The sequence below is a fragment of the Pirellulales bacterium genome, from assembly GCA_033762255.1.
Taxonomy (GTDB): Bacteria; Planctomycetota; Planctomycetia; order Pirellulales; family JALHPA01; genus JANRLT01.
In genome coordinates this window covers 1-17,686 of sequence record JANRLT010000029.1, presented here as the reverse complement: position 1 = coordinate 17,686, position 17,686 = coordinate 1, and the positions used below count along the sequence as shown (strand labels likewise).

General features: G+C 56.7%; 8 protein-coding genes. 5 read left to right on the top strand and 3 right to left on the bottom strand.

Annotated features, from left to right (window positions below):
- Positions 1-46 precede the first annotated feature (46 nt).
- From glgC to SFX18_08405, 3 genes are all read left to right on the top strand, one after another.
- Positions 47-1,330, top strand: coding sequence for a glucose-1-phosphate adenylyltransferase (gene glgC / locus SFX18_08415; GenBank protein ID MDX1963163.1), 1,284 nt, complete (start codon positions 47-49; stop codon positions 1,328-1,330).
- Positions 1,331-1,496: 166 nt separating this feature from the next.
- Positions 1,497-2,915 (top strand): DUF1254 domain-containing protein, encoded by a 1,419-nt coding sequence (locus SFX18_08410; GenBank protein ID MDX1963162.1) that lies wholly within the window; start codon positions 1,497-1,499, stop codon positions 2,913-2,915.
- 281 nt (positions 2,916-3,196) lie between these two features.
- Positions 3,197-4,312 carry a bile acid:sodium symporter gene (locus tag SFX18_08405; GenBank protein MDX1963161.1) on the top strand — a complete coding sequence of 372 codons (1,116 nt, stop codon included), beginning with the start codon at positions 3,197-3,199 and terminating at the stop codon, positions 4,310-4,312.
- A gap of 397 nt (positions 4,313-4,709) precedes the next feature.
- Here SFX18_08405 and uvrA read toward each other — a convergent pair whose 3' ends face one another.
- Entirely contained in the window at positions 4,710-12,164 is a 7,455-nt protein-coding gene (gene uvrA / locus SFX18_08400) for an excinuclease ABC subunit UvrA (GenBank protein MDX1963160.1), read from the bottom strand.
- A 405-nt stretch (positions 12,165-12,569) separates the two neighbouring features.
- Here uvrA and SFX18_08395 point away from each other — a divergent pair, with 405 nt between their 5' ends.
- Positions 12,570-13,772: a hypothetical protein gene (locus SFX18_08395; GenBank protein MDX1963159.1), complete on the top strand. Its 1,203-nt coding sequence runs from the start codon at positions 12,570-12,572 to the stop codon at positions 13,770-13,772.
- A gap of 188 nt (positions 13,773-13,960) precedes the next feature.
- On the opposite strand, the gene SFX18_08390 is transcribed toward SFX18_08395, so the two are convergent.
- Positions 13,961-15,865, bottom strand: a complete 1,905-nt coding sequence (locus SFX18_08390) for a glycoside hydrolase family 55 protein (protein ID MDX1963158.1) — start codon at positions 15,863-15,865, stop codon at positions 13,961-13,963.
- An 851-nt stretch (positions 15,866-16,716) separates the two neighbouring features.
- Between SFX18_08390 and SFX18_08385 the strand changes: the two genes are divergently transcribed.
- On the top strand, positions 16,717-17,004 hold the full coding sequence (locus tag SFX18_08385) for a hypothetical protein (protein ID MDX1963157.1): 288 nt from the start codon (positions 16,717-16,719) through the stop codon (positions 17,002-17,004).
- Positions 17,005-17,470: 466 nt separating this feature from the next.
- On the opposite strand, the gene SFX18_08380 is transcribed toward SFX18_08385, so the two are convergent.
- Positions 17,471-17,686: IS30 family transposase (locus SFX18_08380; GenBank protein MDX1963156.1), on the bottom strand; the 216-nt coding region annotated here is incomplete at its 5' end.

The window sequence follows — 17,686 nt, the reverse complement described above, 5'->3', positions numbered from 1 at the left end:
CCATCACTAACTACCATCCACTACCCACTCTCCACCATCCACTCCTATGCTTTTCTGGGATGCCAGCGAACCGTTGTTAAATAATGTCTTGGCTGTTGTCTTGGCGGGCGGAAAAGGCTCGCGTTTGGAGCCATTGACCCGGGACCGGGCCAAGCCCGCCGTTCCCTTTGGCGGTTCGTATCGCATTATCGACTTTGCCTTGTCAAATTGTCTCAATAGCGGCCTAAAAAAAATCCTGGTCCTCACCCAGTACAAGGCGATGAGCCTGGACCGGCATATCAATCTGGGTTGGCGGCGGCTGTTTATTCATGATTTGGGGGAATTTATCGACGTGCTCCCCCCCCAGCAGCGAATTGACGAGCATTGGTACCAGGGGACCGCCGACGCCGTTTATCAAAACATTTATGCGATAGAAAAATTTCGGCCCAAGTTTGTGCTGATTTTGGCTGGGGATCATATTTATAAGATGAACTACCGCAAGATGGTCGAATACCACGAGCAGTGCGACGCGGACTTGACCATTGGCGCGTTACGCGTCCCCGCCAGCCAGAGCCGGCATTTTGGCGTGATGCAGGTTGACACCGACCAGCGGGTGATCGGCTTTCATGAAAAACCGCTGCAAGCCCGCACCATTCCCGGCGATCCCGACCACTGCCTTGCGTCCATGGGCATCTATGTCTTTTCCGCTCGATTCCTGTTTGAACAATTATGCTTGGATGCCACCCGTCCCGGCAGCGCGCATGACTTTGGGCATAATATCATCCCGTCGATCATCAATACCAACCGCGTGTTTGCGTTTCCCTTTCGGGATGAAAATCGCAAGCGGGACGCGTATTGGCGGGACGTGGGGACGCTGGATGCCTATTACGAGGCCAACATGGATCTGATTTCGGTGGATCCGTTGCTCAATATGTACGACAATCACTGGCCGATCCGGACGTTGCAGCCCAATATGCCACCGCCCAAATTTGTGTTCGCCGAGGAAGGGGACAATGCCCGTCGCGGCACCGCGCTCGATAGCACGGTTTGCCAGGGAAGCATCCTCAGCGGCGGCCAGGTCGAGCGTTCGATTTTAGGCCCCAACACCCGTGTGAATAGCTATTCATTGGTGGAGGATTCAATATTATTCGAAGGGGTGGAAATTGGCCGGCATTGCCAAATCCGCCGCGCAATCATAGACAAAGGGGTAAAGATCCCGCCGGGAACGTCCATCGGCTATGACGCGGAGGAGGACCGGCTGCGTGGCTTTACCATTAGCGAAGGGGGGATTACCGTCATCGCCAAGTCCGAGGGGATCGAGCATTTTGAGGAATCCTCGTTATTGCGATGAATCGAATCTAAAAACGAGTTGCCCCCCGTGAGTGTGAACATATATTCACACTATCTGACACGTGTTAAATTACCGTGAGATTGCTAGCAACACTCGCTAAAAAATTGTATAAAAATATCCAGTGTTGTAAGACTCTGTCCTATAGGTGTTTTAAAAAAGGGAACCTATGAGCAAGGTAGTAGTGGGGACACTAACATTTTTGGCAGCCCTGGCGTCGATGTTTATGGCGGAATCTATGAGCGCGAAGGGGGCCGATCTGGCCGCGGACGAGGCGCGGCAAATAGGCATCGAAGCGTACATCTATGGCTATCCGTTAATTACCACCGATTTGACCCGCCAAGTGATGACCAACACGGTCAAGCCCCAGGGATCCCACGCTCCCATGGGTCAATTCATGCGGATGAGAGAGTACCCCACGGCCAAATTCCGCGATATTACCGCTCCCAACGCGGACACGCTTTACTCCACGGCATGGATTGATCTATCACAAGAGCCTTACATTCTGAGTTTGCCGGACATGGGCGACCGATACTTTCTCATGCCGATGCTAAGCGGCTGGACGGATGTCTTCGCCGTTCCGGGGACCCGCACGACGGGTAACAAAGCCCAGGTGTATGCCATCACCGGTCCCTCCTGGAAGGGGACATTGCCGCCAGGCGTCAAAGAGCTCAAATCCCCGACCGACTCGGTCTGGATCCTGGGCCGGACCTATTGCACTGGCACACCCGAGGATTACCAGGAGTGCCACACGATCATGGACAAGTATGACCTGCGTCCGCTAAGCGCGTATGGCAAGAAATACACCCCCCCGGACGGAACTGTCAATCCTAAGGTTGATGAAAAAACAGCCGTGCGCGAACAAGTTCACGCGCTTTCCGCGGACGAGTATTTTCAGCGATTGGCTCAACTGATGGCAGCCAATCCTCCCGCCGCGGAAGATGCCCCCATCATCGCCAAGTTGGCCAAATTGGGTATTGTCCCGGGTAAAAAGTTTGATGTCAGCCTGCTTTCCAAGGACGCTCAAACCGCCCTTCAGGAAGTTCCCAAGCTAGCCCAGGAAAAAATCATGGGGCACATGAAGGACTCGGGAGTCCTAGAGAATGGCTGGACATTTACCACGAGAACCGGCCTGTATGGCACGGATTATCTGCAACGCGCTTTTATCACGGCAATTGGCCTCGGGGCGAACCGGCCCCAAGACGCCGTTTATCCCACATCGGTCGAAACCGCGAATGGAAAAAAGTATAGCGGAGCGAATAAATACGTGCTGCGGTTTGCCAAGGGGCAAGCTCCGCCGGTCAATGCCTTTTGGTCACTGACAATGTATGACAAGAATTACTTTTTTGTGGACAATCCGCTCAATAAATACACGGTCAGCCCGCGCAACGCGCTCAAATACAATCCCGATGGATCGCTCGACATTTACATTCAGCATGAATCGCCGGGCAAGGACAAAGAGGCAAATTGGCTTCCCGCTCCCGCAGACGAATTCAGCCTGATGATGCGGTTGTACTATCCCCGGGAAAAAGCCCCCTCGATTCTGGACGGTACCTGGAAATTGCCCCCTGTGGAAGTTATTAAGTAAGTCATTTCACAACTGGTAAGATTGCCACGGTAATGGCCCGGGGCGGTTGCGACTGCAATCGCCCCTTTTCTTAAGCCCCCCATTTTCCCTAATTTTCTTAAAATATACACAATAAGCTGTCCGCTGCCGTCGGCGATTTCCGCTTATTGTTGTGCAGGGGGAACTACCGTGGGCTGGTTTTGCGCGCTTTTGGCAAAATATTGGCCAAAACAACGGTTTTTTGCGCGAAATTCGCCCAGGAACGCCGCTTGGCGTTTCTTTCCGCTCGCCAGGGCCAGGACATGCCTGTACAATCTCCGATCATCGAAGTTTCTCCCGCTTCCCGAGTTTCGCTGGATTCCGCAGCCTCCATGAGCTTTGCATCTCCCCCCCGGCTTCTTCCCCTGTTTCAGGGGATCTCGCGGTGGATGCACGCCTGGTTTATCTGGCTATTATTGGCGGTTGATTTGCTGGCCGCCTTTTTACCAGGTCCTGGCCAGGGACTGCGCGATCGTTGGGGAGAGTTTCCCTCCGTGGGGGTGGCAATCAATTTCCCCTCGATCTTGTTGGCAATGATGCTATTTATCGCGGGCCTGAGCGTCCGCAGGGCGCACTTGCGCGTACTAGCGGCCAAGCCTCTATTGGCGGGGTTGGGGATTGCCGGTTGCTGGCTGATCCCCTTGGCCCTGTTGTTGCTATTACGCTGGCCCGCCAGTTGGCTTTTGCCCTTGTCGGCGTTCAGCCAGGTCTGGTTGGGGTTGGTCATTGTGGCGGCGGTGCCGTCAGCGCAGTCGTCGGTCGCGTGGACGCAAAACGCCCGGGGCAATGTCCTGTTATGCCTGACTGTCGTGTTATGCACGACCTTAATCAGCCCGCTACTCACGCCCCAGGTGGTGCGAAGCGTGGGCGTGGACGCCCTGGCCGCCGAAGCGGCGCTTAATGATGTCTTTTCCGCGCGATTTTTGGTTATTTGGGTGGTCCTGCCCTCACTGGCGGGTTGGCTGACGGTCAGCGCCGCTGGGACGGAACGGATCGACCGTTTGCGACCGCTGCTGAGCGTGGCCAGTTGTTGCCTGTTGCTCTTACTTAATTATATCAACGCGTCGGATGCACTACCCGCGCTGGGACGACATGCCGACGCGCAAGTCGTCGCGGCAACGCTACTATTGGCGGCGGCTCTGTGCGGCGGCTGCTTTGGCCTGGCCTATGCCCTGGCACGACTTAACCGCCTAAATCAACCGGAAAAAAGCGCCCTGGTCTACGCCCTGGGAATGAAAAACAACGGCATCGCGCTGACACTCATGGGCCAGTCGCTATCCAGCTACCCGCTGGTCAGTCTGGTGCTGATTTGCTACATCCTATTGCAGCATTTTATCGCCGGAGTGCTGAGCAATCGCTGGCTGCGCGAAGCGGACTAAAGAGGGAATGGCGTCAGAAAGCCATTGCAAAATTAGTCAATCTATCTAACGCTTTCTAGCTAAACGTAGCGCGGCTAACAATTTGTGAAGGCACCTGGTATTAATGGGTTATTTCCGCATGTCGCAACCGCGTTGCGGTAGATTCCTTCACCCCAGCTCTCTCCCGGATGGAGATCTTATACATGAGGGAACGTCGCTATCGGGAGAGGGGGGAAAACATAACCCTTCTCCCCCTGGGAGAAGGTGGCGAGGAGCGAGCCGGATGAGGGACGATGGGAAAAGTTTAGTAAAGGCAGAAGGTAGGGAGAACGTGGATTTTGCGGCGTGGCGGCAGAAGGAAACAACCAAAAGCTAAAAACCAGCAACCAGCAACCAAAAACCAAAGTCCGTGTCGCGGCTAGCCATTTTCCCCCGTGGCAGCGGCGTGGTCGCTGAGGAATTTTGCCAGGTCTCCCTTATTTAGATCCGCGCTTTCGATCAGTTTGAGCTTGATGATATCGGACTCGCCGCGGAGAGTGTCTAGTTCCGGCTCGCGGCCGAGGGTAACGACCTGACCATAAGCAAACTTGTTTTTTGGTCCGCGTAGCACCAATTCGATCGCGGAGGTTTTTTTGGAATAAATTTGTGCCCAGGGATCGCGTTTGCCCGGGAGCATGACATTGACGATTTGCTGGTTATTCCACAGGAACTGCGCGCCGGGGGCGGCTTGCTGCAAAATATCGCACAATTCGACCAGGGTTTCGGTCTCCCAGGCGATCTTTTTGCCGGGGGGAAAGCCCTTGCGGGCCAGATGCCACTTTTGGCCCAGCACTTTCCAGGGCATCACATCGGCGGGATTGATTGCGGCCTTGTTCGTGAATTTGACAAATCCCGCCACCGCCTCTTCCACAAATTGCCAAAATTCGGGAATGTTGATTTCTTCCCAGGCATGCAATTGCAATTGGACTTCTTGCCAGGGACCTCCCAGGTTGACGCATTTGACGCGGGGCTCATTACCATAAACGGGGAGTTCGGGGAGCTCGTTAAACGGCCGCAGCTTGAGCCGGGCTTGTAGTTCCTCGCGCTGAAAGGTGGAGCGCGCGCAGCGAAATTTGAGCTTGAGCACCCATTGTTCGCCGGTCAGCGCGTGAAAGAACCAACCGTCGCTTTTTTTCTCGCCGGTGATTTCGACGACGGTTCGTTCGTTCCAATTGGTGGTAAATTCCCCCGCGGCCTCGATGCGGCGGACGACTTCGGCCAAAATGCGTCCATCCCAGCGGCAGGGCTCGCCGTTGCGGCCCACGCGTTCCTGCGTGTGCCAGCGTTCGCCATCCGCCTCCCAGGGCATATGGACGTTGCGGCCGACATCGTCGATGTCCAAATCTCCCTGACGTGGTTTTTCGACGGCGGCGGGGTCATATTTTTCCCGTGTTACATACGGACCCGCCGCCAGGACCGGGGCCAGCGCGAGAGCCGTGTGGGAGGCGCTGGCCAGGGGGTAGCGCGACTCATCCGCCGCGGCGCTAGCGGATTCGCCGGGACCCTTGCTGATCACTGGTTTTGTTTCCACGGATTTTGATTTTTTAGCCTTCGTCGGTTTCCCGCCGGGCGTCCCCCCCGCCGCCGCGACCAGCCCCTCTGGCGTCCCGGCATAGATCACCTGGCCCCCGCCATCCCCCGCCTCCGGCCCCATTTCGATCAACCAGTCCGCGCATTTAATCACATCCAGATTATGCTCAATCACCACAACGGAATTTCCCAGATCGACCAATCGTTGCAACACCTCGAGTAGTTTATGGATATCCTCAAAGTGCAGCCCCGTCGTCGGTTCATCCAGTAGGTACAGCGTGCGTCCGGTGTCGGGGCGGGCTAGCTCCGCGGCCAGCTTCACCCGCTGCGCCTCGCCGCCGGAAAGCGTGGGGGCCGCCTGCCCCAGGCGCAAATAATCCAGCCCCACATCGCACAAGGTTTGCAAAATGCGGCGGATTTTGGGGATATTGCTAAACAAGGCCAGTGCCCGCCCGCACGAGAGTTCCAGCACATCGGCGATGGAGTGGCCGTGAAATTTGACGCCCAAGGTTTCGGGATTATAGCGTTTGCCCTGGCAGGTTTCGCAGGTGACCCAGACATCGGGCAGAAAGTGCATTTCGATTTTCTTTTGGCCGTTCCCCTCGCAGGCCTCGCAGCGTCCACCGGGGGCGTTAAAGCTAAACCGCCGGGCGGTATAGCCGCGAACCTTGGCATCGGGTAATTGCGAAAAGAGCTGCCGGATCAGTTCAAACACGCCCGTGTACGTTGCCGGATTGGACGTGGGCGTGTTTCCCAGCGCCTGCTGATCGACGCGGATGACTTTATTGATATGGTCGATGCCGCGAATGGCGTCATACGCGCCGGGGATGGTCGCCGCCCGATGCAGGGTCTTGGCCAGGGCGTTATACAGGACGTCCTCTAGCAAAGAGCTTTTGCCCGATCCGCTGACACCGGTTACCGCGGTCAATGTTCCCAGGGGAATTCGCACTGTGACATTGCGCAGGTTGTTATGTCGGGCGCCGACGATCTCCAGATAACCAAACTGGGTTGGTGGCGTCCGGGAAAACGGATTCACCAAACGGGAATTTTTCTTTACCGCTTGCTTGGCGTCATCCACCTCATTCCGCGGATTCCCCCCCGCTTTGGACAATTTGCGCGAGACCGTGATTTCCGTCGATAAACTGAGTTGAGCGGGATCGGCGGAACGGCGATTGGCCGGAATGGGAATATTCTTTTTTCCAGACAAAAACGGCCCGGTGACGCTGTCGGCGGTTTTTGCCACCTGCGTGGGCGTGCCCCGGGCGACAATATTTCCGCCAAATTCCCCCGCGCCCGGGCCAAAATCCAGCAACTGATCCGCCGCGCTCACGACTTCTTTATCGTGTTCCACCACCAAGAGCGTATTCCCCAGGTCGCGCAGTTTTTGCAGGGCTTTGATCAGCCGCGTGTTATCGCGGGGATGCAGGCCGATCGTCGGCTCGTCCAACACATACAGCACGCCGCATAGGCCGCTGCCCACCTGCGACGCCAGGCGAATGCGCTGGGCCTCGCCGCCGGAAAGCGTGGGGGCGGGGCGCGCCAGCGACAAATATTCCAGGCCCACATCGACGAGGAACTGCGTGCGGTTGCGAATTTCGCGCAGGAGTTCGCCGGCGATTTTTTTCTCTTCGCCGGTCAGATTCCAACTCTGCAGCACCTGGGTGAGTTGTCCCAGGGGGAGCGCACACAGGTCGTGGATTGTTCGCCCTTGAAACTGCATCGCGGCGGCATCCTCGCGCAGACGGCTGCCGCCGCAACTACCGCATTCGACCTCGGTTACCAAGTGATCCAGTCGCGTGCGCAGCGTGACGGACAAGCGGGCCGATTCCTCGAGCGCGGGATACAACCCTTTATACTGAAAGCGAAAGAGCACATGATTGCCAGCGGCGCTGTCCGTTGTTTTTGTTTTACTGGTGGTTTCCGCTGTTAACGCGCGCGCGGCTAGCTCCTTCGTCGCTTTCCCACGCTTTTTGGTTGGTGCCGCGGCGGTCTCGGGGCTAGGTCCATATTGCGCCACATCGGCCGCGGTAACCGCCAGCCACTCATCCCCCGTGCCGTACATCACCTGTCGTCGTTGACGGCTATTAAAGCTGTCAAACGGGGTATCCAGCGGCAATCCGGTTTGCCGAGCTAGTGCCGCCAGCATGCCGCCAAAGTAGGGGCGTGCCACATCCGGCCAAACCAGCACGGCCCCCTGCCGCAGGGTCAATTTAGAATCGCGCAACAGCGCTGCGGGATTGGCCCCTATCTGCACCCCCAACCCTTCGCAGGTGCCACACCAGCCCAGCGCGCTATTAAACGAAAAATGGTGTGGCCCCAGCCGTTCAAAGCTGCGACCGCAGGCGTGGCAGGCTAGATGCTGGCTAAAGGTTTCGACCCGCCATTTTGGCTCCGGCTGATCCTCGTTGACCACGGCGATGTGGATTTCACCCATGCCCAGGTCCAGCCCTTTTTCCACGCTGTCGGCCAGTCGACTTCGGGCGTCGGCGCGCACATTGGCCCGGTCGATCACCACCTGCACGCTATGTTTGCGGCGGCGGTCGATGGCCGGCGGATCATCCAGGGGGTGCGTCTTTCCGTCCACGCGGACTCGTTGATAGCCAAACCCGCGCAGTTCCTCCCACAATGCGCCGTAATTCTCGCCCACGTCGATTAGTTGCGGAGCCAAGATCAAGATCCGTTCTCCCGGCAGGTCGCGCAGGATTTGGTCGATGATCTGGTCGGACGTTTGCGTGCCGATAGGCAGATTGCATCCGGGGCAATACGGCTGCCCCAGTCGGGCAAATAGGATCCGCAGGTAATCGTAAATTTCGGTCACGGTCCCGACGGTACTGCGGGGTGTGTGGCCCAGGTGTTTTTGCTCGATGGCAATCGCGGGGGAGAGTCCCTCGATATGTTCCAGCCGGGGTTTTTGCATTTGGCCGACAAACTGTCGGGCGTAGGAGCTGAGGCTTTCGACATAGCGGCGTTGTCCCTCGGCATAGATGGTATCCATGGCGAGGGAGCTTTTGCCCGATCCGCTCAGCCCGCAGCAGACGGTCATTTGATCGCGGGGGATCGTAACATCGACCCCTTTCAGGTTGTGCTGCCGTGCCCCGCGGACAATGATCGCCTTCGACTCGGCCACTTTGACCGGAGCCGCCCCCGCCAGTGTGGTGGCGGGAGGGGCCTTGTAATAAGAACCATCCGCCCGAAGGTGCCGCACGCCTAGAACCTTGGCCAGGGCCACGCCGGTGTAGGAAAACAGGCTTTCGCCAACTTCGCCGTTGGGAGTGTCCACCGCCACTTTTTCGTCCTGGGTTTGCGGCAGATACGCGGTCCCGGCGGCTATAGCCTCGGGCGTGCCAGCGGCGATGACCCGCCCCCCCCCGCGGCCTCCTTCCGGCCCCATATCAATCAGCCAATCCGCTGTTTTGATAACATCCAGGTTATGCTCCACGACCAGCACGGTGTTGCCCACGGCGGCAAAGTTGTGCAAAACTTTTAACAGCAGTTTAATATCGGCAAAATGCAGCCCCGTGGTCGGCTCGTCCAGCAGATATAGCGTCCGGCCCGTGCTTTTCTTTACCAGTTCACGGGCCAGCTTGATCCGCTGCGCCTCGCCCCCGCTGAGTGTGGGCGAGGGTTGCCCTAGCTTCAGATAATCCAGGCCGACATCGTGCAAGGTTTGCAGTTTGTGCCGGACATCGGGAACATTTTCAAAGTGGCGGAGGGCTTCTTGGACATCCATTTCCAGCACTTCGGAGATGGATTTTCCCTTAAATTTGATCTGTAGGGTTTCGCGGTTAAAACGGCGTCCTTCGCAGACAGTGCAAGTGACCCAAATATCAGCCAAAAAGTCCATATCCTGCCGCTGGCTGCCGTTCCCCTCGCAAGCCTCGCACCGTCCGCCACTTACATTAAAGCTAAAGCGGCCCGCCTTGTAGCCGCGGGCCTTCGCCTCGGGCAGTTTGACATACAGATCCCGAATATCGTCAAAGACCTTAATATACGTCGCGGGATTGGACCGCGGCGTCCGGCCAATCGGCGATTGGTCGATGGCGATGAGCTTGTCCAAATGCTGCAAGCCCGTGATCCGGTCGAACCCGCCGGGGGTCCCCTCGCCGCCGTTCAAGTCGCGACGGAGGGCCTCCACCAGAATGTCATTCACGAGCGAACTTTTACCCGAACCGCTGACCCCCGTCACACAGACAAAGCACCCCAGGGGGATCTCCACATCGACACCCCGCAGATTGTTATGCCGCGCTCCTTCGATCCGCAGCACGTTCCCCGTGGGCGTGCGCCGCGCGTCGGGAATGGCAATCCCGTCCTGTCCGCTCAAGAATTTGCCGGTCAGGCTTTTGCTGGATTTGGCCAGCTTTTCCAGGTTTCCTTGGGCGACAACCTCTCCCCCGCGGACGCCGGGACCGGGGCCAAAGTCCACGATCTGATCCGCCGCGCGCATGGTGTCTTCGTCGTGTTCCACGACCAGCACGGTGTTTCCCTTGTCGCGCAAGGATTTGAGCGTGTTAATAAGTTTGTCATTATCGCGAGGATGCAGGCCGATTGACGGCTCATCCAGGATGTATAACACGCCGACCAATCCGCAGCCAATCTGCCCCGCCAGGCGGATTCGCTGTGATTCCCCCCCGGACAGCGTGGGGGCCGTGCGGTCGAGGGTCAGATATTCCAGGCCGACATTGACCAAAAAGCCAAGCCGGCCAAGGATTTCCTTTTGCAGTTCCGTGGCAATAAGTTGTCCGGTGGCGTCAAGCTCCAACTCTTGAAAAAATTCCGCGGCGTCCTGGACCGGCAGGGAGCAAACCTCAGGGAGGGAAAGCGATGGCGAACCGGGAAACCGCGGATTGGTGGTGGTCAGCCGGACAGCACGGGACTGTGGTTTGAGGCGGGTGCCGCCGCAGGCTAGGCAAGGCGTGACCGTCATGTATTTCTCGAGCGCGGCGCGGTGGGGCTTGCTTTCGGTGCCGCGGTAACGTTCGAGGAACTGCGCGACAAAGCCTTCCCAGTGGCCTCCGTACTTTTGGGGGGCGTTCCCTCCCCGCCAGGTAAACGTGATATGCGTGTCGCCGGTCCCCGCGAGCCAAATTCCCCGCATGACCTTATCTAAATCGCGCCAGGGGCTTTCCAGCAGCGTTCCTTCGTCCCAGTTATGGATTCGTTCCAGGGTGTCGGCCACTCCCTGATAAATATGCCGCCGCCAGCGCCCCATTTCTTTCCACTTGCCGACTAGCTCGATCGCCCCATCCTTTAACGACAAACTGTCATCCGGCACCAGCAATCGCGGATCAAAGGTAAAGACCTCTCCCAATCCATCGCACTGAGGGCACATCCCTTGCGGGCTATTAAAGCTAAAGAGTTGCGGCGTGGGAGGATCAAACGAAATGCCGCAGTGCGTGCAGGCATAATCACAGGACAGGACCACATCCCCCGGCTGGCCCCCCTTGACCACGCTTTTGGATTTCTTTTTAGCCTTGCGGGGGGAGTCCTTTTCCCCGAGTCCCGTTTCCGCTTCTCGTTCGGCGGAAAATTCTTCCTCTTCATCTGTATACTCGGGACGAGTGATCTGTCCCCCGCCCGCCGTCGCCTCATCCGGGGCCAAGATTAGCGACCCGCTTCCTAGTTTAAGCGCTAGCTCCACATCCTCCGCCAATCGACCACGAACCTGGGGTCCGATGGTGATCCGGTCGATGACAACCTCAATATCGTGCCGCATCTGCCGATCCAGGCTGATCGCATCGTTGAGGGGGACCAGTTTGCCATCCACCCGCGCGCGATTAAACCCCTGCTTTTGTAAATCGATAAATAAATCGCGGTGCTCCCCTTTTTGTCGTCGCACGACCGGGGCCAAGATAAGCAACCGGCTCTCCGCGGGAAACTGCAAAATCCGCTCAATAATTTGCTCGCGGCTTTGCGCGGTAATCGGTCGGCTGCACTGCGGGCAATGCCCCTGGCCCACACGCGCAAATAACACGCGCAGATAATCGTAAATCTCGGTAATGGTGCCGACGGTCGAGCGGGGGTTTTGACCGCTGGATTTTTGCGAAATCGAGATCGTGGGGCTAAGTCCGCTGATCGCCTCGACCTCGGGCTTGGGCATTTGTCCCAGAAATTGTCTGGCAAAGCTGCTCAGGCTTTCCACATAGCGGCGTTGCCCCTCGGCATAGACCGTATCAAAGGCAAGCGAGCTTTTGCCGGAACCGCTGACGCCGGTGAGGCAGATCAATTGATTGCGGGGCAACCGCAAATCGACCCCCCGCAAATTGTGCTCGCGTGCCCCTTTGATGATAATCTCTGCTGCAGGCATGCCGTAAATCCATAAAAGGCAAAGGCTTAAGAGAATCGACCCGCGACCAAATCCCGCGATTAAATCCGTCTGTGCCGCCCGGGATTTGCCAGACCTAATCAGGTACCGAATGTACTGGCGGACTTGATCAAGCAACGGCCAGCCAGAAGCTAGGCAATTGTCGCCCCACGCGGAACACTGCATTTTACCGGTATCATCCCTAGCTGCCTATGGGGTGAATTTAGGCGGGTTAGGAAATCTGCCGGGTCGATAGGTGCCCCCCTTTTCCTGCAAAAAATGTCGGAAATTCCCTACGACCTGACGGGCAAGATCGTCCGCGCTGCGGTAACATAAAGGCCTGGAGCAGCGCCGGAGCCTCAACTTCCCGTCCGTAAAGTCGATTTTCACAATCGGGGGATAAAAATAATGCAAACTCGCTTGCCAATCAGTAGCACCATTGCGCACACGCGACGGGCGATCTGCTTAACCAGTTTTGTAGGAATTACACTGGCACTGGGCACACTGCCAAACCATACCCCAGCCGAGGAATTTCCCCAGGGCTTTGCTCCTCCAGCGGCTAACTCGGACAGTGCCGCTGCCCAGGGGGCGGAATCCAACGCTGTGGATGATAAAAGTGCGGACGTAAATTCGCCCACTCCTGCCATCGCTGCCACTCCCGAACAAGTGGCCCAATGGGTGGCTGAACTCGACCACGATGACTTTAAGGTACGGCAATTGGCCGCCACACGGCTGACCGCGGCGGGTAAGACCGCCATCCCGGCGCTTGTCCCCGCCGTTCAAGCCGGAAAACTCGAAGTGATGGCCCAGGGGTTAGGCATTCTCCGCAAATTCTTTGAAGGGAACGATGCCGAACTAAAAACAGCGGCGACCACGGCCCTGGGCGAGATTGCCAAAGGGACCGACGCCACCGCCGCCCAACGGGCAAAAGATATTATTAATCCCGCGCCGCCGGTGGCCTTGAACACCACAAGCGCCGCCGATGATCCCTTTGGCACACCCAATCCAAATCAAATCGCTCCGGGCGGGGGAATAATCCTGCGGAATGGCAACTTGATCCCGCAACCCCGTTTCCGGCCCAACCTGAACGGGGCGCGGATTGCCATTCAAGCCCAAGCGATCGCCAATAATGGCCAGCACAAAGTGCGTGTGAACGAAAACGGCCGCCAGGTAGAGATCGACCAGGACCCCCAGGAAATCCGCGTGGCCTTGATCGAGGATGGCAAAACGAGCGAGTACAAAGCGAAGAATCTCGATGAATTAAAAAAGAATCACCCCGAAGGTTTCAAGCTGTATGAAAAATATGGCCAGGGAGCCGTGGGGGGGGCGATTGCGGCGGGGAATGCCCCGTTTGGCAATGTTCCTTTTGGGAATGTCCCGCCGGGGAATGTGCCCCCTGGTTTTCCGGCTCCTGCCGCAAATGCGCTGGAAATCCGCCTGCGGATGGCGGAGCAGATGCTCAAACATGCCGAAACCGTTGTTCAACAAACAGCCAACGATGCACAGCACAAGGACGCGTTGAAAGAGACCCTGGCGAAAATCCAAGCCGCCCAGGCGGAATTAAAAGCGGCGACGGAAAAGCTGCGTCAGCCAGAGGAAGAGAAGCCGTAGGAAAGCGACCAGCAGCCAAGATGCTTAACTCTTTTGTTTAATCATTGCCTGCGCAGTCCCACCACTATAATCGAAATTACCCCTGTTGGGACTGCGCCCATTACGATTTTTCATATAGCCATGCACGCACGCGGCTGGTCCCAACCTACGTTCTTTTCACCTCCCACTATCCACTTCCCACTCCCCCACTACTCCACCATACCGCTAAACAGCGTCCAGCCGATCCAGCCACCTTCGGTTTGCTTATCGAGGATTTTCTCTACGGCGCCGCGGCGTTCGCGCACCTTCACAGTAGCCGTGTGCGAATCAAACGCGATCTCGCGCAATCCCGCCACGCTAAACGAGCTATCCACGATGTCAAACACCGGCCGCTGGTCATCTTCGTCGGGAAAGCCACCATAATAAAACAAGCCCAGAATCTCGGTCTTTCCCCCGTTGCGCGTGGCAAACCGCACCCCCCGCCCCTCATGCTTGACCCCCAGGCACCACAGGTTGCCGCCATCGTTCTGGACCACGCCGGTGTCGCTGTTCCCTTCGGGATTGAGCTGGCGCGCCCAGCAGTTTTGACCCGCTTTGCGCAAATGAATATGCGAGGGACAGTCCGTCACAAAGATGTCTCCACTCCCTTGTCCAATCACGGTGACGCCGCATCCCTCGACAACCATTGTGTTTTTGGCCGAAGCATTCGTGATCTGAATCGGCGGTCCGCCAAATGAGTCCAAGTTCTGAAACTTTACCTGCGGGGCGGAAGCGTCATCCACAACAAATCCGCCATTTTCTCCCTCCCGCAAGAGTCGCCCCCAACCTAGGCCCAACACCAGCCGGACCGGCGCGGGAACACGGATTGGCTTTGACAGCTTAATCCAGTTTGGCTCTGATCCCCCGCATCCGCGAAAATAGACAACAGTTTTCCCTTCCTTGCCCGCCGCGTCAAACGCCCGCTGAATCGCCGCCGTGTCATCTTCGTGATCGTTCGCGTTGATGCCATACTCGTCCGCGCACAGCCATTTGGCGTGGTCATGCTCCCACGGGACGGCCGGTTCGGGTTGGATGGGCAACTGGACCGAGCGTTCCGGCGTGCCGTCAAACAGCCGCTTTCCTCCATAAGAGATGTACTGGTCGATCCGATCCCCCGCGACATCCCCCCGTTCGGTTTTGCTGGCCACCATTTTGCCAAAGCCCGTCGCCGTGACATTGCGGGCATACAGGCCCGATTCGTTCCGAATGGCTGGCCCGTGGGGGTCGCCGCCGCTAAATTTCCCATTCACCAGCGCGATCATCCCCCCCCAATGCCCCCAATCATTGGGCACCTTGTTATCAATCGCCAAGGGGGTATTTTCCACGGTCAAATCCTCGATCGCCACGACATTGGCCGTAACCTCCACCCCGACTTTGCGGCAATTTGAAATTTTTATGCGCGAGAGCGTTTGGCTCCAGATCCATTGGCTGAGGATGCCCGTTTCGAACCCGTCGATTTCGACATCTTGAATTAGATTTGGCCCGCTTTGGTCCAAAAAGCCGCCGTTGACCCCTACTTTTCCCTGGCCAATGACCCGCACATTTTGCAAACAGCCGCTGTTGGTCGCATAGTAACGGATGCCATCTGTTTGCGGATTGTTACCGGCATCAATCGTAAAGTTTCGCAAATTTCGCATGAACCAGTCCGCGGAGGTCGGGCCTTTTTCATTCGGATGGGTGCGGAGGACGGAATTCACATTTTTTACGCCATCATCCAGCTTGATAATGACTCCGTCGCGCGATTCCCCCCACACCCAGGGGCCTAGGGCGCTTTTGACGACCAGCGTGTTGGTCACGCGGTAGGTGCCCTTAGGCACAAAGAGCAAGTTGCTTTTCCCGCGAAATTTGGGGTCAGTGCCGCAACTGGCGTCGATGGCCGCCTGCAGTGCGGCGGTGTCGTCGGCTTTGCCATCTCCCACCGCGCCAAAGTCGCGCCGCGCGTCCAACACGCTGGCATCCCGTGGAAATGAAAATTGGGCAGTCGGATCGACAGCCTGAGCGGAAGCGATAGGACCGAAAAATGCGACAAATAACAAAAAAGCACAGATGGCAAGCAAGGTTAAGCGGTTGAACATGCGGAACCTGATTGGGGTTAAAAAGGGCTTAAAACCACAGTCTTACACCAATTTATGCCCGCTGGAAGCAATATGGCAGGAGAATTTTTGGCCGGGAATGCGGGATTTTTGTATTAGAAATGCCCCAGAGGTCGAGAGTCATGGGCGGTACAAGGGCATTTGGCGATGCACGCGGACACCGATCTTCCCGTAGCGGCGAGTTCCACTCGCCGTTCTCTCCGTAGCGGCGAGTTTTACTCGCCGAACTGGCCGTACCGGCAAGTTCCACTCGCCGTTCCGGTCGTAGCGGCGACGTCCCGTCGCCGATTAAGCTTTTACTTGCTGGCTTTTCTGCAATTCCCTTTCTACCGCGAAGCGGTTACGTACCTTAGCCCAGGCTCGCGCAGCGCACCCTGTGTACGCGACCCGTAGCGGCGAGTTTTACTCGCCGAACTGCCCGTACCGGCGAGTTCCACTCGCCCTTCCGGCCGTACCGGCGAGTTCCACTCGCCCTTCCGGTCGTAGCGGCGAGTTCCACACGCCGAACTGCCCGTAGCGGCGACGTCCCGTCGCCGATTAAGCTTTTATTTGCTGGTTTATGGTAAAATACCTATCACCGCAACGCCGTGAACTCTTACTTATTCATTCTGTATTACCTCCCTCTCCCGACAGTGGTTTTCCATTTGCGACTACGTCTTATCGGGAGAGGGACGGGGTGAGGGCCGCTGGAGCCATAAAGTTTGCGCCCCCAAGGGGGACGTGAAGCCTGGGCGGCGAACCCCTGCAAGTCACCGGCCCACCCGCGCCAACGATTCCCGCCCCCGATCACTGCGAGGCGCGCATTCTGCATTCATACTTCTGAATTTACGCGCATGCGCTGCTCACGGGGGTCGGAACTGATGTGGCGGTGCTATGAGGTTGCCATAGAAGCGGTAACGCCCCAGAATCGGGAGTGGAATCTGCCGATTCGGATCCTCAACGAGCAAGTGTCGCGCCTGGGCCTAGAACGGTACATCAGAGCGGACATTTGTAATAGCGACTCACCGGCGGAACTGCGGGAGTTGCTCACGGGAACAAAGCCCATTCCACGGGAATGGCACTTTGTGCATTGGTGCGCGGCGATGGGGAATAGGGGTGCAATCGAATATAATTTCCTGTAAAATACGGGCTATTTGACAACTATCATGTGTTTTTACTACTAAGCGATATAATTTTAACAAAGGTCGTCCCGTTTCGCAAACTGCCGCTAAAGTAAAAAAGTTGTTATATTGTTACCATTTTCAGCTAGCACACCGATTAAATGAAAAGCGCATAATCACTATAAAATTACATGTATTTCATGCGATTGCCTTACTAGAGACCGTTTATGTACTTGCATCTAATAAAATGCCATAGCATATCCACGTTACGCGAGTCCTTAATCATGGAATAGAGGTAATCGTCACGGTTAATGCATAAAAATGAATCAAGAAACGCAAACTGAGAAGGATGTTGTTTTAAAATATGGTCCATAATCTGCATGCGTGAAAAAATAATTGACTCAAATAACATGTTACCACCAAGAACACTAATACGTGTTGGATTTGCTAAATCATGGCGGACATCAAACTCAAACGCAACGCGGGTTTAGGAGCTAGCGTAAAAAACTTCGTGGGCGGTTTGGAAGCCCAGGCATTCGCGGGGTCTGTGGTTGATAAGATCTTGGACCCGGCGGACCTCTTGCGGAGTGACGTTTCTAAAATCCATTCCTTTGGGAAAATATTGACGTAGTAATCCGTTGGTGTTTTCGTTCGTACCACGCTGGTGCGGACAACCCGGATCGGCAAAGTATAACGTAATGTC